The sequence below is a fragment of the Cupriavidus phytohabitans genome (assembly GCF_000426345.1).
Taxonomy (GTDB): domain Bacteria; phylum Pseudomonadota; class Gammaproteobacteria; order Burkholderiales; family Burkholderiaceae; genus Cupriavidus.
The window spans coordinates 60,881-81,194 of sequence record NZ_AUFE01000028.1 but is presented as its reverse complement, the minus strand read 5'-3'; the positions used below and the strand labels follow the sequence as shown (position 1 = coordinate 81,194).

At 64.7% G+C, this 20,314-nt stretch carries 19 protein-coding genes and 1 pseudogene; 7 read left to right on the top strand and 13 right to left on the bottom strand.

Going from position 1 to position 20,314, the window contains the following annotated elements:
- Positions 1–333: 333 nt before the first annotated feature.
- Positions 334–444, bottom strand: a complete 111-nt coding sequence (locus tag K309_RS44000; protein ID WP_198030835.1) for a lasso peptide biosynthesis protein — start codon at positions 442–444, stop codon at positions 334–336.
- Between K309_RS44000 and K309_RS42485 the strand changes: the two genes are divergently transcribed.
- The 5 genes and pseudogenes from K309_RS42485 (at position 403) to K309_RS43805 (ending at position 4,632) form a co-directional block, all read left to right on the top strand.
- The gene (locus K309_RS42485; protein ID WP_232232432.1) at positions 403–1,035 is read left to right on the top strand and encodes a hypothetical protein; all 633 of its coding nucleotides are present in this window, start codon (positions 403–405) and stop codon (positions 1,033–1,035) included. The two genes, K309_RS44000 and K309_RS42485, sit on opposite strands and share 42 nt — an antisense overlap.
- A pseudogene (locus tag K309_RS44305) lies at positions 953–1,408 on the top strand (hypothetical protein); the annotation flags it as partial. The gene K309_RS42485 and the pseudogene K309_RS44305, both read left to right, overlap by 83 nt.
- 174 nt (positions 1,409–1,582) lie before the next feature.
- Entirely contained in the window at positions 1,583–2,650 is a 1,068-nt protein-coding gene (locus K309_RS42475) for an asparagine synthase-related protein (protein ID WP_198030834.1), read from the top strand.
- Positions 2,651–2,733: 83 nt separating this feature from the next.
- Entirely contained in the window at positions 2,734–4,452 is a 1,719-nt protein-coding gene (locus K309_RS0120220) for an ATP-binding cassette domain-containing protein (protein WP_232232431.1), read from the top strand.
- A gap of 51 nt (positions 4,453–4,503) precedes the next feature.
- On the top strand, positions 4,504–4,632 hold the full coding sequence (locus tag K309_RS43805) for a hypothetical protein (RefSeq protein ID WP_255360117.1): 129 nt from the start codon (positions 4,504–4,506) through the stop codon (positions 4,630–4,632).
- Positions 4,633–4,649: 17 nt separating this feature from the next.
- On the opposite strand, the gene K309_RS43015 is transcribed toward K309_RS43805, so the two are convergent.
- The 9 genes from K309_RS43015 to K309_RS0120170 all read right to left on the bottom strand — a co-directional run bounded on the left by K309_RS43015 (position 4,650) and on the right by K309_RS0120170 (position 15,711).
- Positions 4,650–4,805, bottom strand: a complete 156-nt coding sequence (locus K309_RS43015; RefSeq protein ID WP_232232430.1) for a hypothetical protein — start codon at positions 4,803–4,805, stop codon at positions 4,650–4,652.
- A complete protein-coding gene (locus tag K309_RS36915; protein ID WP_232232429.1) occupies positions 4,790–5,092 on the bottom strand; it encodes a hypothetical protein in 303 nt (100 codons plus the stop codon). Before K309_RS36915 ends, K309_RS43015 begins: the two co-directional genes overlap by 16 nt.
- Positions 5,093–5,191: 99 nt before the next feature.
- Entirely contained in the window at positions 5,192–6,379 is a 1,188-nt protein-coding gene (locus K309_RS0120200) for a ribonucleotide-diphosphate reductase subunit beta (protein ID WP_029048109.1), read from the bottom strand.
- Between the two features lie 159 nt (positions 6,380–6,538).
- A complete protein-coding gene (locus tag K309_RS0120195) occupies positions 6,539–9,478 on the bottom strand; it encodes a ribonucleoside-diphosphate reductase subunit alpha (protein ID WP_029048108.1) in 2,940 nt (979 codons plus the stop codon).
- A gap of 524 nt (positions 9,479–10,002) precedes the next feature.
- Positions 10,003–10,623: a 1,6-anhydro-N-acetylmuramyl-L-alanine amidase AmpD gene (ampD, locus tag K309_RS0120190; protein ID WP_029048107.1), complete on the bottom strand. Its 621-nt coding sequence runs from the start codon at positions 10,621–10,623 to the stop codon at positions 10,003–10,005.
- A complete protein-coding gene (locus K309_RS0120185; RefSeq protein WP_029048106.1) occupies positions 10,620–12,287 on the bottom strand; it encodes a sigma-54-dependent transcriptional regulator in 1,668 nt (555 codons plus the stop codon). The genes ampD and K309_RS0120185 overlap by 4 nt, the downstream gene beginning before the upstream one ends.
- 29 nt (positions 12,288–12,316) lie before the next feature.
- Positions 12,317–14,449 carry a sensor histidine kinase gene (locus K309_RS0120180; RefSeq protein ID WP_029048105.1) on the bottom strand — a complete coding sequence of 711 codons (2,133 nt, stop codon included), beginning with the start codon at positions 14,447–14,449 and terminating at the stop codon, positions 12,317–12,319.
- Positions 14,446–14,742 (bottom strand): PP0621 family protein, encoded by a 297-nt coding sequence (locus tag K309_RS0120175; protein ID WP_029048104.1) that lies wholly within the window; start codon positions 14,740–14,742, stop codon positions 14,446–14,448. The genes K309_RS0120180 and K309_RS0120175 overlap by 4 nt, the downstream gene beginning before the upstream one ends.
- Positions 14,743–14,748: 6 nt before the next feature.
- Complete coding sequence (locus K309_RS0120170) at positions 14,749–15,711, bottom strand: cytochrome C assembly family protein (protein WP_029048103.1); 963 nt, start codon at positions 15,709–15,711, stop codon at positions 14,749–14,751.
- 129 nt (positions 15,712–15,840) lie between these two features.
- Here K309_RS0120170 and ffh point away from each other — a divergent pair, with 129 nt between their 5' ends.
- Both ffh and K309_RS0120160 read left to right on the top strand, forming a co-directional pair.
- The gene (gene ffh / locus K309_RS0120165) at positions 15,841–17,235 is read left to right on the top strand and encodes a signal recognition particle protein (protein ID WP_029048102.1); all 1,395 of its coding nucleotides are present in this window, start codon (positions 15,841–15,843) and stop codon (positions 17,233–17,235) included.
- Between the two features lie 52 nt (positions 17,236–17,287).
- Positions 17,288–17,830: a hypoxanthine-guanine phosphoribosyltransferase gene (locus tag K309_RS0120160; RefSeq protein ID WP_029048101.1), complete on the top strand. Its 543-nt coding sequence runs from the start codon at positions 17,288–17,290 to the stop codon at positions 17,828–17,830.
- Between the two features lie 63 nt (positions 17,831–17,893).
- Here K309_RS0120160 and K309_RS0120155 read toward each other — a convergent pair whose 3' ends face one another.
- From K309_RS0120155 to K309_RS0120145, 3 genes are all read right to left on the bottom strand, one after another.
- Positions 17,894–18,517: a LysE family translocator gene (locus K309_RS0120155; protein WP_029048100.1), complete on the bottom strand. Its 624-nt coding sequence runs from the start codon at positions 18,515–18,517 to the stop codon at positions 17,894–17,896.
- 157 nt (positions 18,518–18,674) lie between these two features.
- Positions 18,675–19,577, bottom strand: a complete 903-nt coding sequence (locus tag K309_RS0120150; protein ID WP_029048099.1) for a 2OG-Fe(II) oxygenase — start codon at positions 19,575–19,577, stop codon at positions 18,675–18,677.
- Positions 19,574–20,314, bottom strand: coding sequence for a lytic transglycosylase domain-containing protein (locus tag K309_RS0120145; protein WP_029048098.1), 741 nt, complete (start codon positions 20,312–20,314; stop codon positions 19,574–19,576). Before K309_RS0120145 ends, K309_RS0120150 begins: the two co-directional genes overlap by 4 nt.

The window sequence follows — 20,314 nt, the reverse complement described above, 5'->3', positions numbered from 1 at the left end:
CCACCGTCGCCGTCGAGGCAAAGCGCTGACCGAGGTGGCCGCGCAGGTACCACACCACGCCGCCTACGCGCTGCAACTGCGGCACGTACACGTTGAGGTACATCCGGTCGATGCACTCGCTTTCGAGCACGACGTGGTCGCGTAGAACATCGCACACACTGTGTGGTACCGTCATGTCTGGCTCCGGTCGTCCACGGGGTCTTCGGACCCCATTGAGCTTCGAGCTCGTACATCGCTGGGCTTGTCCCAGCCGGCTCGACCGGAGCCACCTTACCCCCTCAGCGCTCCGCAGTCACCCGTACTACTCGTCGGTCTGAGGCAGAGCCTCGTTAGTCAGTTGATCTCGAGGATGACAGCAAGCTGCTTGCGTAGATCGGGGTCGTCGCCGACGGTATGCCCTTCATGTTCAATCCAGGCATGCGCGTAGAAGGGGCGATTCTGCACCCCAACGAGCGCGTGCCCAAGACCCACCGCTATCGGCTCACCAACCTGGGGCTGCAGACGGCACTCTTCTACACGCGCGTCTATTCCCGCATCTTACGGCCCGGCCTTGCATTGGTCAGCCCTCAGGCGCCTGCGGCCTCGCCAGCATCCATTACCAGCAACCGACGCATTCATTACACCGGCGTTTCCCAGAACTGTTGGCGTTTAATGAAGCAAGATGTTTCGACTCCACACTGTACGACCCTTGTCCTGCTAGCATTGCGTGCTTTGCATCTGGTGCATGCAGGCCGCATTCAAGGCCCTAACCAGCTCACCAAGTTCGCTTTTGGGTGTGAGTTCTCGGCGGACTTGTGCACGCTCAATAAGCTGCTTCAATCCGGCGAGACGCCTTACTGCCGAACGTTGATGCTTTACTACCGAAAGACGAAGTGCCTTGAGTGGTCAGGCGCATTGGCTCTGGTGGGTTATCGCTTTGGGTACGATCTTCGCCTGATCGAAATTGCAGCCCATGCCTTCAAGTGCCATGGAGATACGCTCGGGTGCGCGCACATGGTCGAACAACGGCGAGCACGTCGCGGAGATTTCATCTGAGCAGGGCGCACTTGTCGCTTTTGGGGAAACCATTGAAGCATCCTGGCTGGTTGCGGGTCAGGTCTTCTGTCTGGAAAGCGGGGTCCCCGCATCTCCGGCAAGGGTAGCTGAGCTAGCGCGGACCGTCCCCCAGAACGTTAGCAGGCAATTCTGGGGGCCATACTTCATTATTGTCTACGACAAACTCCAGAACAGGTTTGTGGTCCTGGCCGATCCTTGTGGTCAGCATCCAGTGTTCTATCGCCTCGCTGCCGACGGCACCTTGCACGTCGGCAACCGGATTGACGACTTCGCGCAGTTGGGCGGCGCCTGCCGTGAGCCAGATCTCTCTTTTCTGCATCAGTTTCTCGCGCATGGATATGGTGAATCAACGGGAACGGGCTGGAGAGGAGTATCACATCTCCCGCCGGGCCACGCATTGCGTTGGAAGCGCGTTGCAGCTCCGGAACTATTCCGCGCTTGGTCACCTTGGCCCTCACGAAAACCTCGCGATCAAGCAGACTTCGTAGATCTGCTCACCATGGTGCACAGCTCGATGTTGCGAGGCGTGGATGCCATCACTCTCGAGCTCTCTGGTGGACTGGATTCCACCGCACTTGCGGTAGCTTTGCAGCGGGCCAAATTGAATACGCGAACACTGGCCATCACCCATTTCGATCCAACGCGAGCGTCTTCCAACGAAGTCGCGATCGCCCGGCATGTCGCTAGGCACTGCGGCCTAAACCATAGGGCATATCCACTGTTGGCAAAGCTGCCATTCACTTCCATAGATGCCATCCCAGCTGTCGCGCAACCCGCTACAAAGCTTTGCTTTCTTGCGCGCGACCAAGACATGGAGAAAGCGGGCATCCCCGTCGAACGCGGCATATTGTTGAATGGTCACGGGGGCGATTCGCTGTATCTCGCCCCACCACCGTTCTGTGTGGTCGTTGATGCCGCCGCGAGCCTGCACCTGATGCGCGCCGTCTCCGCGCTAAGGGACCTTGCCATTCATTACCGTCTGCCGTTATACAGCGTACTGAAATTCGCATTCGGCGGTGCCTTTGATCATCTCGGTGGTTCACACGCCCAACAAGCTCAAACAGTTATACAGCAAGCGCCAAGGGAGCGACCCGCGACCTTGTACGACGATGTACTGCGTGGCGCGACACTAAGACTAAGGCCGGCCAGGCGATATCAGATCGCAGCGCTGGGGGCCGTCCTTGAGGACGCGCTGGTGCAGCCCTACCCGAAAGGAGGCCGGCCTGTCATGCCCTTTCTTGCTCAACCGATTGTTGAGCATGCAATGCAAATGAATCTCGAGGAAGCCTTCTCCGCCGACCACAATCGGCTCAGTGTGCGGAAGGCTGTGTATCGTGCGTCAGGCTTGGTAACTCTCTGGCGGACAGACAAGGGCGACATCATGCACTCTGCGCTGCAGGGCATCAAAGTGAACAACGCCCACGTCCTTGAGACATGCCTGGAGGGGTGGGCGGCGTCTGCCGGGCTCCTCGACGTTGTCAGCTTGAGCAAGCTCATAAAGCGCGCGGCACTGGGATATCCCGCTGGCTTGATGGAGATTACCCGGATCTATGCCGTGGAAATGTTCGTGCATGGACTTCGTCGAAATGTGTAACAGGGTCATGCGCGATGCAAAGCCATGGCGATGCCAAGCTGGTCCAGAGTCCCACATGACTTTGATACCTGAAGGTGATGACAATGAGGTTTCTTTTGGATTTGTATAAGGACTGGATCTTCGCCTACCGAATCTCGGTCAGAAAATATCCGGCCTTGCCAATCCACTTCTGCGGCGCAACGTTGTTTGTAGCGCTGTGCGCGGCATTGTCAACGCTAGTCCCCTACCTCTTGGGTGAGGCAACCAATGCTCTATCTGTGGAAGCCCCGCATAGCGCTACAGGTTCGCCGGTACTTCTCGCAGCCGCTTATGGACTTGCCTGGACCACCGCTCGCGCGTTCGATTGGCTGAAAGCCATGCTTTCCGCGGCCGTTCTCGCAAGATGTGATGCCGCATTCCATCACGCCATCTTTGCCAGACTCATCAGGGTTGACTACCCGCGCCTGACTGCAGAAGATCCGGGCAGCCTGGTTTCAGTCATCGCACGAAGTCGTGCAGCTTTCAGTGCAATCACGTTTGCTGTGTTCTGGGCAATAGTCCCGACTGTTCTCCAGCTGATACTGTCCAGCGTCGTTCTGTGGCAATTGACCGACGGCGCGTTCGCTCTAGGATTTGCCGTATCCATGTTGCTTCTCTTCGCCGCGACATGGTTCCTCGCGGACAAAAGCAAGAGCGCTCATGAGGAGATCTTCAGCTGTGCCGACCTGCTGTCGAGCCATCTTGTTGAAAAGCTCGGCTTCATGCTCGACATCAAACTCAACAACGCGTACGCGAGAGAGGATGCCGCGTTGCACCGCACGCTTGATGTCTATATCGGCAAATTGACCCACGGAAACACCCGGCTCGCACTTCTGCTTGCGACGCAAGCCATCTGCACCGGCCTTTTGCTCACGCTCTTCACGGTGACGACCGCATATGGCGCCATCCATTCGACATTCCGCGCAGGCGACTTCGTCATGATTGTTGGCTACATCGTGACACTGGCGATACCTTTCACTACCCTTGCGGGATCGCTGTCCGATTTGCGCCGCAACCATCTCGCGTTACGCGAGAGCTTTGGGCTTCTGGAGCTACCAGTCGAGCGCGGAGAATCTAGCCTGCATATGGATCGGACGGCGAACGAAGTCTTTCGCATCGAGCACGCAGTTGTCACACAAGGCCAGAAGCAGATTTTGCGCCGCGTGAACATCACTATCAGGCAGGGCGAGCTTGTCGCGCTCACCGGGCCATCGGGGGCGGGCAAATCGAGCCTGGTCCAATTGATGCTCGGACTCGCCCGCCCCGCAGCTGGCACTGTTTACCTTTTTGGCGCGGACGTCGGCAAGCTGTCCATCAGCGATATCGCTGGCGAAGTCGCTGTCGCGCCTCAGGCGCCGATGATCCTCACCGGCTCACTCAGGACGAATCTGACCTACGGCTGTGACAACCCGCCGTCAGACCACAAGCTGCACGAACTCGTTGCGTTGCTTGAACTGCATGAGATCGCCGCAGACGGAAACGGCGATATCCTGGATCGACCGCTGGGCATTCAAGGCAGGGCCCTGTCAGGTGGGGAACGCCAGCGTGTCGCGCTGGGCCGTGCGCTCGCGCGCCGCCCGGCGGTCATCATTCTGGATGAACCCACATCCTCGCTCGATCCAGAACGCGAGGCGCGAATCTTCGCACGTGTCCGGCAACGGGTACCAACGGTGATAGTGGTTACGCATCGCCATTCGCTGGTCCAGGCGGCAGATCGCGTATATCGCGTCGCGAACGGCAGGGTCCAAGAGCATTCTCTGAGCGTTGCGAACACCACGGGGTGACCAGGCAAGGATCATCAGCTTCTCGCCGGTCATGCAAACGTTGCCGACGGCATGCTCGGCGGGACGACGGCCACGGCGTGCATCGGCGCGATCAACTGCCTTGCGAACTTTGGCGGCTTCGTCTGCCCGTACCTGATGTTCGATTCGCTCGCCCACCCCGGCTATCGAACAATCGTGTGACTTCCAGTGCGTTGCCGTTACCCCACCAGCGCCCGAAACTCCCGCGCCATGGCAGGCACCACCTGACTGGCGCAACGGACAAGATTGAATTGCATGGCCGTGCCGGCGACATCCAACAGGATCGGGTCAATGCTGTAATCGCGCTGATCCAGCCATATCAGCACATCCAGCAAGTGCCAGAGTGTGGTGCTGCCTTCATGCACCGCGCCGGGAAAGACTCGGGATAGCCGATCATCAACTTGCGCATGTTCTGGCGGGACATGCCGACGGCATCGGCGATATCGGTAAGTCCCACCAGATCGGGAACCGCTTCGATCAGCGTAGCGGACGGCATGGCGCGCCGGGCATCGGCAAGGGCGCTCACCATGGCCGCCTTCGCACAATCTGCCTCGCGGAAAAATGAACCTATAATTGAACTCCGGTACGTAACATTTTTCCACTCCTCGATCGAATTGGTCATCCCCCGAAAGCGGTAGAGAGCATGCCAAATATGAAAAAAGGGAGCCTCTCGGCTCCCTTTTTTACGACGAATTTGGACAAACTGCTTGCTTCTTCTTCCTCAATCCCAGCTCAACGCCCCACCCGTCTGATACTCAATAACCCGAGTCTCAAAGAAGTTCCGCTCCTTCTTCAGATCAATCATCTCACTCATCCACGGGAACGGGTTCTCCTCATTCGGGAACAGCTGATCCAACCCAATCTGCTGGCACCGACGATTGCAGATGAAGCGCAGGTAAGACTTGAACATCGGCGCATTCAGCCCCAGCACGCCACGCGGCATGGTGTCCTCAGCATAACGATATTCAAGATCAACAGCCTTCTTGAACAACTCAGTAATCTCAGCCTTAAACTCCGCCGTCCAAAGATGCGGATTCTCCAGCTTGATCTGATTGATCAGGTCAATCCCAAAATTGCAGTGCAGCGACTCATCCCGCAGGATGTACTGATACTGCTCCGCAGCCCCAGTCATCTTGTTCTGCCGCCCCATCGCCAAAATCTGCGTGAAGCCCACATAGAAGAACAGCCCTTCCATGATGCAGGCGAACACGATCAGCGACTTCAGCAGCTTCTGGTCGTTTTCCGGCGTGCCGGTCTTGAACGACGGGTCGGTCAGCGTGTCGATGAACGGGATCAGGAACTCGTCCTTGTCACGGATCGACTGCACTTCGTGGTACGCGTTGAAGATCTCGGCTTCGTTCAGGCCCAGCGATTCGACGATGTACTGGTAGGCGTGCGTGTGGATGGCCTCTTCAAAGGCCTGGCGCAGCAGGTACTGGCGGCATTCCGGCGCGGTGATCTGGCGGTAGGTGCCCAGCACGATGTTGTTGGCGGCCAGCGAGTCGGCGGTGACGAAGAAGCCGAGGTTGCGCTTGATGATGCGGCGCTCGTCTTCGGTCAGGCCGTTGGGGTCTTTCCATGTCGCGATGTCGCGCGACATGTTGATTTCCTGCGGCATCCAGTGGTTGGCGCAGCCGGCCAGGTACTTTTCCCACGCCCACTTGTACTTGAACGGCACGAGCTGGTTGACATCGGTCGAGCCGTTGATGACGCGCTTGTCGGCGGCGTTGACGCGGCGGTTGCTTTGCGCGGCGGCGGCGTTGGGGTTGTTGCCCAGGATGCCGGCTTGCGTGGCGCTCGGCGGCAGGACGCCTTGCTGGTCAGCGGTGGCAGCCGATGCAGCGGGTTGCAGGGCAGGCTGCGGTGCGGCCTGCGGGGTGGCTTGAACGTCGTCGTCCCAGCTCAGCATGATGTTGTTCTCCGTGATTCGGTTTGGGGGGCGCGGTCGTTGGTCAGGTTTGACGCTTCACTTCGTTGCTGCGCCGGCCCTCACCCCCGCCCCTCTCCCGCGAGCGGGAGAGGGGAGCAAACAGGGGGCGGTTTTTTGCTCTCTAGTCTTCTTTTTGCCTTATTGGCAGGCTTCGCACTCTTCGAAGCCAGGGTCGCCCGGTCGCATGGTGCAGACCGCGCCTTCGGCTTCCGGCATGGCCGGAGCGGAAGCAGCGGCGGCTTCCAGTGCCGAGCTGTTGTCGCTACCCGACGACACCGCATTCAGCGAGCCGCGCGACACAGTGGACTTCTCCACGTGCGTGGCAGCCATGGTGCGCAGGTAGTACGTGGTCTTCAGGCCGCGCAGCCAGGCCAGCTTGTAGGTGTCGTCCAGCTTCTTGCCCGAGGCGCCGGCCATGTAGATGTTCAGGGACTGGGCCTGGTCGATCCACTTCTGGCGGCGGCTGGCGGCTTCGACCAGCCAGGTCGGCTCGACTTCGAACGCGGTGGCGTAGATGTCGCGCAGGTCTTGCGGAATGCGGTCGATGCGCGACAGCGAGCCGTCGAAGTACTTCAGGTCGGCGACCATCACTTCGTCCCACAGGCCGCGTTCCTTCAGGTCGCGCACCAGGTAGTCATTGACCACGGTGAACTCGCCCGACAGGTTCGACTTGACGTACAGGTTCTGGAACGTCGGCTCGATGCACGCGGACACGCCGATGATGTTCGAGATCGTGGCGGTCGGCGCGATCGCGATGCAGTTCGAGTTGCGCATGCCGTGCTGCTTGATGCGGGCGCGCAGGCTGTCCCAGTCCATGCTGCTCGACAGGTCCACGTCCAGGTAGCCGCCGCGCTCTTCGGCCAGCAGCTTGAGCGAATCCTGCGGCAGGATGCCGCGGTCCCACAGCGAGCCGGTGTAGGTCTCGTAGCGGCCACGCTCTTCGGCCAGCTCGGTGGAGGCCTGGTAGGCGTAGTAGCACACGGCTTCCATCGAGCTGTCGGCGAACTTCACCGCGGCGTCGCTGGCGTACGGCGTGCGCAGCACGTGCAGGCAGTCCTGGAAGCCCATGATGCCCATGCCGACCGGACGGTGGCGCAGGTTCGAGTTGCGGGCCTTCTCGACAGCGTAGTAATTGATGTCGATGACGTTGTCGAGCATCCGCATGGCGGTGCGGATGGTCTTCTGCAGCTTGGCGTGGTCGAGCACGTACGAGCCATCGGCCTGCTTGGCCAGGTGGGCGACCAGGTTGACCGAGCCCAGGTTGCAGACGGCGATTTCGCTGTCATTGGTGTTCAGCGTGATTTCCGTGCACAGGTTGGAGCTGTGGACGACGCCGACGTGCTGCTGCGGGCTGCGGATGTTGCACGGATCCTTGAAGGTGATCCACGGGTGGCCGGTTTCGAACAGCATGCCCAGCATCTTGCGCCAGAGCTGCATGGCCGGGACCTTCTTGAACAGCTTCAGTTCGCCGCTGGCGGCCTTGGCTTCATAGCCGAGGTAGGCTTGTTCGAACGCCTTGCCGACCTTGTCGTGCAGGTCCGGGCAGGTGGACGGCGAGAACAGCGTCCATTCGCCGTTTTCCATCACGCGCTTCATGAACAGGTCCGGAATCCAGTTGGCCGTGTTCATGTCGTGGGTGCGGCGGCGGTCGTCGCCGGTGTTCTTGCGCAGCTCCAGGAATTCTTCGATGTCCAGGTGCCACGTTTCCAGGTAGGCGCAGACGGCGCCCTTGCGCTTGCCGCCCTGGTTCACGGCCACGGCGGTGTCGTTCACCACCTTCAGGAACGGGACTACGCCCTGGCTCTTGCCGTTGGTGCCCTTGATGTGCGAGCCGAGCGCGCGCACGTTGGTCCAGTCATTGCCCAGGCCGCCGGCGAACTTGGACAGCAGCGCGTTTTCCTTGAGCGCTTCGTAGATGCCTTCCAGGTCGTCCGAGACGGTGGTCAGGTAGCACGACGACAGCTGCGAGCGCTGGGTGCCCGAGTTGAACAGGGTCGGCGTGGACGACATGAAGTCGAACGACGACAGCAGCTGGTAGAACTCGATGGCGCGCGCTTCGCGGTCGGTTTCGTTGAGGGCCAGGCCCATGGCGACGCGCATGAAGAATGCCTGCGGCATCTCGATGCGGGTCTCGTCGATGTGCAGGAAGTAGCGGTCATACAGCGTCTGCAGGCCCAGGTAGTTGAACTGGAAGTCGCGGCCGGCGTCCAGCGCGGCGCCCAGGCGGGCCAGGTCGAAGGTGGCCAGCTTCTCGTCCAGCAGCTCGGCCTTGATGCCGCGCGCGATGAATTTCGGGAAGTACTCGGCGTAACGCGTGGTCATTTCGGCCTGCGTCACTTCGGCGCCCAGGATTTCCTTGCGGATGGTGTGCAGCAGGATACGGGCGGTGACCTGGCTGTAGTCCGGGTCCTTTTCGATCAGGGTACGCGCGGCCAGGATGGCGGAGTCGTACACCTGCGTCATCGGCACGCCTTCGTACAGGTTCTTGAGCGTTTCCTTGAGGATCGGCTCGGCGCTGACGGCCTTGCCCAGGCCGGCGCAGGCGTTGTCGAGCAGGGCGTGCAGCGCGACGATGTCGAGCGGCTTGCTCACGCCGGCGTCGGTCACGTTGATGTTGATGCCGGCTTCCTGCACGCGGGCCACGGCCTCGGCGCTGGCGCTGGCGCGCTCTGCCTTGCGCTTTTCGCGGTAGAGCACGTAGGCGCGGGCCACTTCATGCTCGCCCGAGCGCATTAGCGCCAGTTCCACGTGGTCCTGCACGTCTTCGATATGGATGGCGCCACCGCTCGGGCGGCTGCGCACCAGTGCGCGCACCACGTTGTCGGTCAGCTGCTCGACGATCTCGCGCACGCGCGCGCTGGCGGCGCCCTGCCCGCCGTTCACGGCGAGGAAGGCCTTGGTCATGGCCACGGCAATCTTGGACGGCTCGAACGCCACCACGGCGCCGTTACGACGGATGATCTTGTGATCCGGGTAGTTGGTGGAAGCGGCGCTGGAGGTCTGCTGTGCGTTCGGTGCCTGGTTGGCAACGCCTGCGGCGGCGCTACCCGTGGTGAGTTCGTTCTGGGCCGTTTGCATGTGAAGTCCTGTTCTTAGCCTGGATATAAGAGACAAAAGAGTCCCTGGCGAAATGCGGCGGAAAGAAGAATCCGTTTCGGTGTGACCGCGCACGGACAAACTGCCTCTGCGTGAACATTTCGCCAGGGACTCTTTGTGATTCGCCAGCCTTGCGGAGGTTTCCTGACGGGTTGCACTCACTGCACAACCGCCACCTCAGGGGCCAGCTCCCCGGTTTGACTACTAGATATAGTGGGTGCTGCTGAAAACTGGGCTAAGTATAGTGAAACGAATCCGAATGACCAGTCTTGACAACCGCTATTTCGGGGTCGTTTCCGGGCGAAGCTGGCGGGTGCGGCAGCGCCACATGCCCGGGAGCCTAGTGCACACAAGGGTTTCAGAGAAACCATTCGCAACTGCACATTTCACAAAAATTTTTTTGATTGTTGCGAGCATGCGATAGCCCCTAATCTGCTTGGGGCATGTGCGCCGGAATGGGGCGCACGACTGGGCGCACGACCGCAGGGAATGACGTTACGAACGGATCACGCGCAGGGGTGCCGATAGGGCAACATGCCTTGCGGCACGGCTGCACTGGCGGCGAAGCGGTCCCAGTCGAAATGCGGGCCAGGATCGGTCTTGCGTCCCGGAGCAATGTCGCTGTGGCCGGCGATCGCCCGTACCGGGTAGGCCGCCATCAGGGCCGGCACCAGCGCGGCCACGGTGTCGTATTGGGCGGAGGTGAACGGCAGGTCGTCGCAACCCTCGATCTCGATGCCGATCGAGAAGTCGTTGCAGCGCGTGCGGCCAAAGAAGTCCGACTGGCCGGCATGCCAGGCCCGCTGCGTGCACGGCACGAACTGCACCAGCTCCCCCTGCCTCGTCACCAGGAAGTGCGCGGACACCTGGACCTGGTGGATGGTGGCAAAGAACGGATGCTTGTCCGGGTCGAGCCGGTTCTGGAAGAACGCCTCGATGTCGCCGCTGCCGAACTGGCCGGGCGGCAGGCTGATGTTATGCAGCACCACCAGGTCCACCGGCATACCCGGCGGGCGCTGGTCGAAATTGGGCGACGGCACGCGCCGGGCGGCCGGCACCCAGCCGTCGGCGTCGGGCAGGAAAGCCTGCGCCGACGCGGGCAGGTTGGGCTGACTGGGGGTGGTCATGGCGTGCCCTCGCCCGTGCCGTCGCCGGCGTTCTCGGCCACGCCGCGGTCGGCGGCGTCCATGGCTTCGCGGATGCCCAGCTGCTGGATGCGGTAGCGCAGTTGGCGCAGGTTCAGGCCCAGCAGCGGCGCGGCGGCGGTGCGGTTGAAATTGGTCTGCGCCAGCGCCTGCAGGATCAGCTCGCGCTCGACAGCTTCGAGCCGGGCCGGCAGGTCGATCGGGAAGACGATTCCGCGGCAGGCGCGCTCGGTGGCATCACCGGCGGGCTCGGGCTGGGCGGTGGACGGTGCGGCGGGCTGTGAGGCGGGCTGTGGCGCGGCAGCGGGTTCGGCCACTATCGCGGGCGCGGGCGTCGCCGCGGGCGGCATCGGCGCCCACACTCCCGGTGCGCCCCAGGGGGCGTACTGGGTCGCAGGCAACGGTGACGCCATCGCGGGCGCGGGCGCCGTCAGCCCGGCGCCGGGCGCGCCGGCATCCAGCGAGCCGAGGTCGGCCACCTCGATCTGCTCGCTCTCGGCAAAGGCATAGGCGCGCTCGAGCAGGTTCTCCAGCTCGCGGACGTTGCCGGGGAAGCGGTAGGCGGCCAGCTGTTCCAGCGCGGCCGGCGCCAGGCGCTTGGGATGGGGGTCGCCGTAGCGCACGGCCAGGTGGTCCAGGATGGCGCGCGCCAGCACCGGGATGTCTTCGCCGCGCTCGCGCAGCGTGGGCATGCGCAGCGCCAGCACGTTCAGGCGGTAATACAGGTCCTGGCGGAACTGGCCGGCGGCGACCATCGCGGCCAGGTCCTTGTGGCTGGCGCACATCACGCGCACATCCACGGCATCTTCGCGGCTGGCGCCGATCTTGCGCACGCGGCGCTCCTGCAGCGCGCGCAGCAGCTTGACCTGCATGGCCAGCGGCAGGTCGGCCACCTCGTCGAGCAGCAGCGTGCCGCCGTTGGCCGCGTGGAAAAAACCGCCGCGCTCGCCATCGGCGCCGGTGAAGGCGCCTTTGACGTGGCCGAAGAACTCCGACTCCATCAGCGTCTCGGGGATGGCGCCGCAGTTGACCGCGATAAACGGGTGCGAGGCGCGCGCGCTGATCGCGTGGATGGCGCGCGCGGCGCGCTCCTTGCCACTGCCGGATTCGCCGCTGATGACCACCGGGGCCATGCTGCGCGCCAGCCGCGACAGCGAGCGGCGCACCTCGTGCATGGCGGCGGAATGGCCGGGCAGCAACGCCGCGGCCCGGTCGGCGGCGGCATCCGCGCCGGCGCTGCCGCCGGCATCGGCTTCGGTGCTGTCGCGCTGCTGGCGGCCGAGCGCATTGAGCACCAGGCTGCGCAACTGCTCCAGCGAGACCGGCTTGGCGATGTAGTCGAAGGCGCCGGCCTTGAGCGCCTCGACGGCGTTGTCGGCGCTGCCGTAGGCGGTGATGACCGCCACCGGGATGCGTTCGGGCGCGGCCGACAGCTGCCGCACGATCTCGATGCCCAGGCCGTCTCCCAGCCGCATGTCGGTCAGCACCAGGCTGTAGCGGCCCTGCGCCAGCTTTTGCCGCGCCTCGGCCAGCGAGCCTGCCAGCACCACGTCATGGCCCATGCGCCGGATGGAGATGTCGAGCAGCTCGCGCAGGTCGGCCTCGTCGTCGATGACGAGAATGGGATCGGGCGTTCGGGGTGGCATGGCGGTGGGTGTGGATGGACGGACGCCGTTCATGCGACGGCCGCGTCGGCGGTCTCGATGCGCAGCGTCAGCACGAAGGCCTTGGCCGGCAGTGTATCGCGCGCGGCCGCGGCCAGCACGCCGGTGCGCTCGATCAGCGACGGCACCGAGACCGCGCCGTAGCGCACCTGCGCGTCGTTGGCGCCGCACAGCTCGCGCGCCATGAACAGGCCCAGGCCGGTGCCCTGGGCGTTGCTGGTGAAGAACGGCTCGAACAGGCTGCGCTGGTGCTCGCGCGAGACCTCGGCGCCGTCGTTCCAGACGATCAGCTCGGCATGGTGCTGGTCCAGCGCGTGCGCCAGCAGCCGGATCGAGCCCGGCAGCCGGCTGCAGTAGCGCCAGGCATTGTCGAGCAGGTTGCCCAGCACCTGCTGCAGCTGCGCGGCGTCGAACACCACCGGCTGGGCCACGTCCACGGTCAGGCGGATGGCGTTGGCGTTGATGTCGGCGCGGCCGGCCGGGCGGGTCTCGCCGGCCTGCGGACGGCGCGAACGCATTTCCAGGCGCCAGCGCTCGACGATCTCGGGCAGCGCCTGCGCCAGGTGCACGGTGCTGCGGCCGGTGCGCGGGCGGCGCGACATCTGCAGCACATCGGACACCACCTGGTCGAGCCGGCGCACGTTGTCGTGGATGATGCGCAGCAGGCGCGCATCGATATCGACATCGGCACCGCCGGTGTTGTCTGACCGATCCGTGGCGACAGGCCCCTGCCGCGCGGAGTCGGCCAGCAGCTCGCTGGCCTGGCTGATGGCCGCCAGCGGGTTGCGGATCTGGTGCGCGATGCTGGCCACCAGCCGGCCCATCGCGGCCAGCTTTTCCTGCTGCACCTGTTCGGCGATGCGCTCCCAGCTTTCGATATGGACCAGGACGGTATCGCGCATCTCGCTGCGCAGCAGCGCTTCGTCTTCCTGCGACCAGGCCATGGCCTCGTTCTGCGCGATGGCCAGGCGCAGGCGGGCGGCGGCCTCGGGGGACAGTTCGTTCCAGGCAGCGGTATCGAGATGCGACGGCACGGTGCGCCCGTGCGCCAGCGTCGAGCGCAATCCCGCCAGCCCCGGCAGCACGAAACGCAGCCGCAGCCGGGTGTGCTGCATGGTGCCGTCGGCCAGGGCGGTGCCGGACGCCATCGGCAGCAATTGCAGGATGCGCGGCACGTCGTCCTTGCTGCGCAGCCAGTCGCGCAGCATTTCCATCAGCGGCTGCAGGCGCGGGATGCGGCGCAGGTCGAACAGCACGGTGTCGCCATCGCGGCCCTGCCCCGCCGGCGCACCCAGCCGGCGCGAATAGATGCGCTCATGCGCCTGCACGCCCAACAGCACCACCGCCGCCGGGTTCGCCGCCACCACGGCGCCGTTGGCGCGCACCAGCATCACGCCGTCCTGCATGTCGTTGACCATCAGCCGGTTGACCAGCTGCTGCATCCGCAATTCCTGCTCGCGCGCCAGCGCCAGCCGCTCCTGCGCGAGCTGGCGGTTGGCCAGCATGTACATCAGCAGCGCCGCGATCATGAACACCAGGCCGAACAGGCCCGAGCCCAGCAGCCCGGCATCGGCCTGTCGCAGCAGGATGGTGTGCATGAAGGGGCCGCCCATCACCACCAGCGCGGAGATCGACGCGGCAAACAGCGCGAACGGCAGACTGGTGAGCGCACCGGCTTCGAGCGCGGGCAGCAGGAAGATCATGGCGAGGCCGTCGGCCTGGCCCTGGCTGGCCGGGTGGCCCATGGCGTGGAACACCAGCGCCAGCAGCGCCAGGTCAGCCAGCACCTGCACGCGCACACGCAGGTGGAAATGGCGGCGCCACAGCGTGCCGGCGAGCATCGCCAGCGCAATGCCAAGGTAAGGCACGGCGACCGTCATGGCCGCCGCATGCTCGACACTGGCCAGCCCGAAGGGCAGATCCGGCAGCAACGAATGCGGCAATGGCGGCAATGGCGCCGGCGCGGGCTCGCCGCGCCGCATCAGCGCATAGCCAAGCAGCAGCAGACCCACGGCCACACGGGTCCAGCAGAAATAGCGCAGCAGGCGCCAGTGGAATTCGGGCGGTTCAGGCTGACGCCACAGCTGCGCCAGGCCGCGCCAGGCGTTCAGCCGCTGCCAGCCTGACGGCGCCGGTTCGGTCATGGGCGCGCGCCGCCGCCGTCGGTGTGGCTGGCCTCGTCAGGCAGGTGGCTGCGGCGGCAGTAGTGCAGGCCGCGCCAGGCGATGGCTTCGCCCATCGGCAGGTGTACGCCGCATTGGGCGCACTGGACCATCGGTTCAGCGTCGGCGGGCTGGCCGGCATTGGCGTGGGCGCGCGCGGCGGCTTCGCTGGCTTGCTGCCGCGCGCGTTGCTGTGCCAGCCGCGCTTCGGCGCGGGCGCGCAGCCACCAGAAGACGCCCAGCACCACGGCCAGCAGGATCAGGATACGTGCCATGGTGTCTCAGAAACGGTGCAGGACTACTTCAATCACAAAGCGGCTGCCGACATAGGCCAGCAGCAGGATGCCGAACGAGGCGATCACCCAGCGCAGCGCTACCTTGCCGCGCCAGCCGCGGAAGATGCGCCCGGCCAGGATGCCGCCGAACATGGCCCACGAAATCAGCGCGAACACGGTCTTGTGGTCCATCCGGAAAGCGCGGCCGAACAGTTCTTCGGAGAACAGCAGGCCCGAGCCGATCGTCAGTGTCAGCAGCACGAAGCCGGCGCCGATCAGGCGGAACAGCAGCTTCTCCAGTGTCAGCAGCGGCGGCAGCAGGTCCAGCCAGCGGCCCAGCCACTGGCTGGGTTGCGTGCCATTGGCCTCGGCCGGCCGTGCCGGCACGTGGCGGAAACCGTGCAGCCGGCGCTCGGCCAGCAGCATCAGGAAGGCATGGAACGCCGCCAGCGTGAACAGCCCGTACGCCACGTTGGCGATGATGAAGTGCAGCTTGAACAGCGGCTGCGCCGCGTAGCCCAGGATCTGCGAGCCGGGAAAGGCCAGCGGCATCAGGCTCGCGACCAGCGCCACCGGGATCACGATCAGCCCCAGCCCGGCCAGCGAGAAGAAGAAGCTCTCGATCCAGTAGATGCCCACGCCAAGCCACAGCATGGCCGACAGCGCGAAGGCAAAGCCGAACACCATGCGGTCGGACGGGAAGATGGTTTCGTGCAGCAGCATGCCGTGGCAGGCCAGCGCCGCCAGCATCAGCATGTGCCACCAGGCCGGCCGGCCCTCGCCGTGCGCGCCGCCCGCCGGTGGCAGGGCGCTGCCGGGGCCGCCGGCGACCAGCACGGCCGAGGCCGCGCCGCCGGATTGTCCCGCCTTGGCGGCCGTAGAGGCAACGCCGGCATGGCGCGTGGCCCAGCCGTGCCAGGCCAGGCCGCAATAGAGAAGTGCCGTCAGGGCATACAGTACAATGACCATTTGCGCAGTTTACCTTAGTGCCCACGGACGGTGGCGGCCGGTTGAACCGGTGCTCCAGCCTGCAACTGGCACGGGCCTGCCCCGTTTTCAGACCGAGCCCCTGCTCCGATATCTCCCCCGATTCCTGCCATGCTGGACAATCTCACTCAACGCCTGGCGCGTGTGGTCAAGACCATGCGCGGCGAGGCGCGCCTGACCGAGGCCAACACCGCCGAGATGCTGCGCGAAGTGCGCCTTGCCATGCTCGAAGCCGACGTGGCGCTGCCGGTCGTGCGCGAATTCATCGCCCGCGTCAAGGAAAAGGCGCTGGGCGAGGATGTGATCACCAGCCTCACGCCGGGCCAGGCACTGGTTGGCGTGGTCCAGCGCGAGCTGACCTCGGTCATCGGCGGTGCCGAGGCCGCCGGCGGCAATAACAAGGAAGCCGAGCTGAACCTGAACGTGCAGCCGCCCGCCATCATCCTGATGGCCGGCCTGCAGGGTGCGGGCAAGACCACAACCGTCGGCAAGCTGGCGAAGTGGCTGAAGGAAAACAAGAAGAAGAAGGTGCTGACGGTTTCTTGCGACGTCTACCGCCCCGCCGCTATCGCCCAGCTGAAGACCGTTTCCGAGCAAGTCGGCGCTGACTTCTTCCCGTCGCAGCCGGACCAGAAGCCGGTCGAGATCGCCCGCGCGGCGGTGGACTGGGCGCGCAAGCATTACCACGACGTGCTGATCGTCGATACGGCTGGCCGCCTGGGTATCGACGAGTTGATGATGCAGGAAATCGCCGCCTTGCACGCTGAGCTGAAGCCCGCCGAGACGCTGTTTGTGGTCGACGCCATGCTCGGCCAGGACGCGGTCAACACCGCCAAGGCGTTCAACGACACCCTGCCGCTGACCGGCGTGGTGCTGACCAAGCTGGACGGCGATGCGCGCGGCGGTGCCGCGCTGTCGGTGCGCCATATCACCGGCCGGCCGATCAAGTTCGTCGGCGTCGGCGAAAAGCTGGACGGGCTGGAGCCGTTCTACCCGGACCGCATGGCCCAGCGCATCCTGGGCATGGGCGACATCATGGCGCTGGTCGAGGAAGCCCAGCGCGGCGTCGACATGGACGCGGCCGAGAAGCTGGCCAAGAAGATCAAGAAGACCGGCGATTTCGACCTGGAAGACTTCAAGGCCCAGATCGGCCAGATGAAGAAGATGGGCGGCATGGCCAGCCTGGTCGACAAGCTGCCGGCGCAGTTCGCCCAGCAGGCGCAGGGCGCCAACATGGACCAGGCCGAGAAGCAGGTGGCCCGCATGGAAGGCATCATCAACAGCATGACGCCGGCCGAGCGCGCCAAGCCCGACCTGATCAAGGCCAGCCGCAAGCGCCGCATTGCCGCCGGCGCCGGCGTGCCGGTTCAGGAAGTCAACCGCCTGCTGAACCAGTTCGACCAGATGCAATCCATGATGAAAAAGCTCAAGGGCGGCGGCATGATGAAGATGATGCGCCAGATGGGCGCGATGAAGGGCGGCATGAAGGGCCTCTTCAATCGTTGAGCCCGGGCTGCACTACGATCCGCCTCCCCCGCAAAAGAACAGGAAAGACATCATGATGAGCGCCGTACAGGCCCGCGAACTGTGGGCCAACTCCGAAGAAATCGTCTCGGCCGAGGAAGTCCAGGCATCGCTGGACCGCATGGCCGCCGAGATCACCGCCAAGATGGGCGATGCCTTCCCGCTGGTGCTATCCGTGATGGGCGGCGCGGTGGTGTTCACCGGCATGCTGCTGCCCAAGCTGGCGTTCCCGCTTGAGTTCGACTACATCCACCTCTCGCGCTACAACAACAAGACCGTTGGGGGCGAGATGCAGTGGCGCGTGGCACCGCGCGAGTCGGTCAAGGACCGCGTGGTGCTCGTGCTGGACGACATCCTGGATGAAGGCGAAACCATGGCCGCGATCCGCGAGCGCATCATGGACATGGGCGCCAGGGAATTCCACGCCGCGGTGCTGTGCGAGAAGACGCTGACCAAGCTCAAGCCGATGCATCCGGACTTCTGCGGCTTTGCGGTGCCGGATCGCTATGTGTTTGGGTGCGGGATGGATGCCAAGGGGTATTGGCGGAATCTGGGCGCGATCCGGGCGCTGATTTGATCTTGGGTCGCTGAGGATTTTCTCCCCTCTCCCCTGTACAGACCGGAGAGGGGAGAAGATACATCACGCGTGGTGCGAGCCCAAAATCGGCCACAGCGACGCCAGTAGCAACACCGCCATCCCGACATTGAACGCGCGCAGCACTTTCGGCTGCGCCAGCCAGCGCCGCAGCGCCGAGCCGCACAACGCCCACATCGCCACGCTGGGCAGGTTCACCACCCCGAATATTCCGGCCAGCATTAGCACGTTGAGCCACAGGTTGCCGTGCAACACATAGGTGCTACACGCGCCTACGGCCATCACCCACGCCTTGGGATTGACCCACTGGAACGCCGCCGCGGCCCAGAAGCCCATCGGCCGCGCCACCTGCTGGTCCTGCACGCCGCCGGCCGTGGCGAGCTTCCACGCCAGCCACACCAGATAGATAGTCGCCGCCACGCGCAGCACCTGCCAGGTCCACGGGAAGGCGTGGAAGAGCGAGCCCAGCCCCAACCCTACCAGCGCCACCATCAGCGCAAAGCCAATGCTGACGCCGAGCAGGTGCGGCACCGTGCGCAAGAACCCGAAGTTCACGCCGGAAGCCAGCAGCATCGTGTTATTCGGACCGGGGGTGATAGACGACACCAGCGCAAAGCCGGCGAAGGCGGCAAAGACACCAGTGCCGGCGGCAAGTTGGGATACTTCCATGACTGACTCCAGGGGCGTTCAGGAAATCAGTCTACGGTCAGTTTCCGGTACAGTACCGGTACACTTTTCCACTAAATCGCCGATACAGGATCGGCTCGGCCAATGCTCCACGCTGATGACCGCGCATGGCTTGCCTGGAGAGGTCGGACGGGGGCGGTCAGGCCTCGCTGCGATACGGGCGCTCGCGCAGCCACTTGGTGGCAATCCACTTCTCCCCCGCCGCCACCGGCAGGCCGGCATGCAGCGTGCGCTCGTCCAGCGCGCCGTCGGGCAGCAGGTAGCTGAAGTAGACCGCGTTGCCCTTTACCGGCGCCACTTCCAGCCCCACGCGCGGAAACGCGGTGGCGCCCCCGGCCTCGGGCGTGTTCAGGTAGATCACCAGCGTGGCGATGCGCTGGCCGCCTACGGTCAGCTGGCGTGCCTCGCCCGACCGCTGCGGGTTGAAGAAATCGAAATGCGGCTGGTATTCGCCGCCGGGCTTGTAATTGAGGATCTGCAAGCCTTCGCCGTGTTCGGCCGGCACGCCGGTGACCGCGGCGATGCGCGCCTCGATGCGCTCGATCAGCGCATGCTCGCCCACCTGGAACATGGCGCCCATGCTGGTGCGGGCGTCGATCAGGTTCTCGTCCCCGGTATCGGGGTTGACCACCGGCGAGCGTGCCAGCCGGCCGCGCGACAGCGCCACCAGCGCGTCGCATTCTTCGGCGCTCAGCAATTGCTGGTACAGGCGGATCTGCGGCGAGGCGAGCCGGAACAGGATCGGCACCTGGCGATCGCCGCCGTCGGCCAGATAGGATGCCGCGGTGGTCTTGGCCCGGGGTGCCGCCGTGCGCGCCGGCTCCGGCTTGGCCGGGCCGCGCGCTGCAGTGTCCGCACCGAACGCCGCCGCCACGGCCCGGCGCGCAAAGCTGTCGTCATAGCCCGAACGCAGCATCGACAGCACCAGTGCATCGGCGCCAAAGCCCTGCGCGACATGCCGGGCCAGCCATTGCTCCAGTTCGGGCGAGGATTCGGTATAGCCGCCGGCCTTGCCGCCGGCAACGGATGCTTCGCGGATCATGACGGGTTGGCGACGCGGCGCGGCGAGAAAGGGTTGCGTTCCGGCGGGTCGGACGGCAGCGCACGCGGGGCGCGCGGCGGTGCATTGTCCGGATCGCCGGCGACGGTGACCGAGGCTTCGGAATATTGCCAGCGCTTCCACGCCGCCAGTACGGCGTTGGGATATTCGGGGCGGCCGCGGCTGCCGTTGTAGCGGCCCAGCGCCAGGTACAGGTCGCCCTGCTCGCGGTCGAGGTAGTAGCGCAGGATGGTGCAGCCGTAGCGCAGGTTGCTCTGCAGGTGGAACAGCTTGCGCGGGTCGTTGTCGCCGATGGCGCGGACCCAGAACGGCATCACTTGCATCAGCCCGCGCGCGCCGGCCGAGCTGATCGCGTACTTGCGGAAATTGCTCTCGACCTGGACCAGCCCCAGCACCAGCGCGGGTTCCAGCCCGGCGCGCTTGGCCTCGTAATAGGCGACCTCGATCAGTTCCACGCGCACCTGCGGCTCGGGGATGCGCGTGGCCAGGCGGGAAGACATTTCGCCCAGCCACTTCAGGTAGGCCAGGCGCTCGCCGCCGGAAGCAAAGACCGGCCGCGTGGGCCGGTCGTCGGCAATCGCGGCGGCCAGCGCGCCGCGCACGGAATCTGCCAGATCTTCTTCCTTCTGCGCGCCGGCATGCGCGGCCGCCGCGGCCAGCGCCAGCAGCAGCCCGCCGGCAAAGCGGCGGGCGGCAGGCATTGCGCGTGCGGCGCGCAT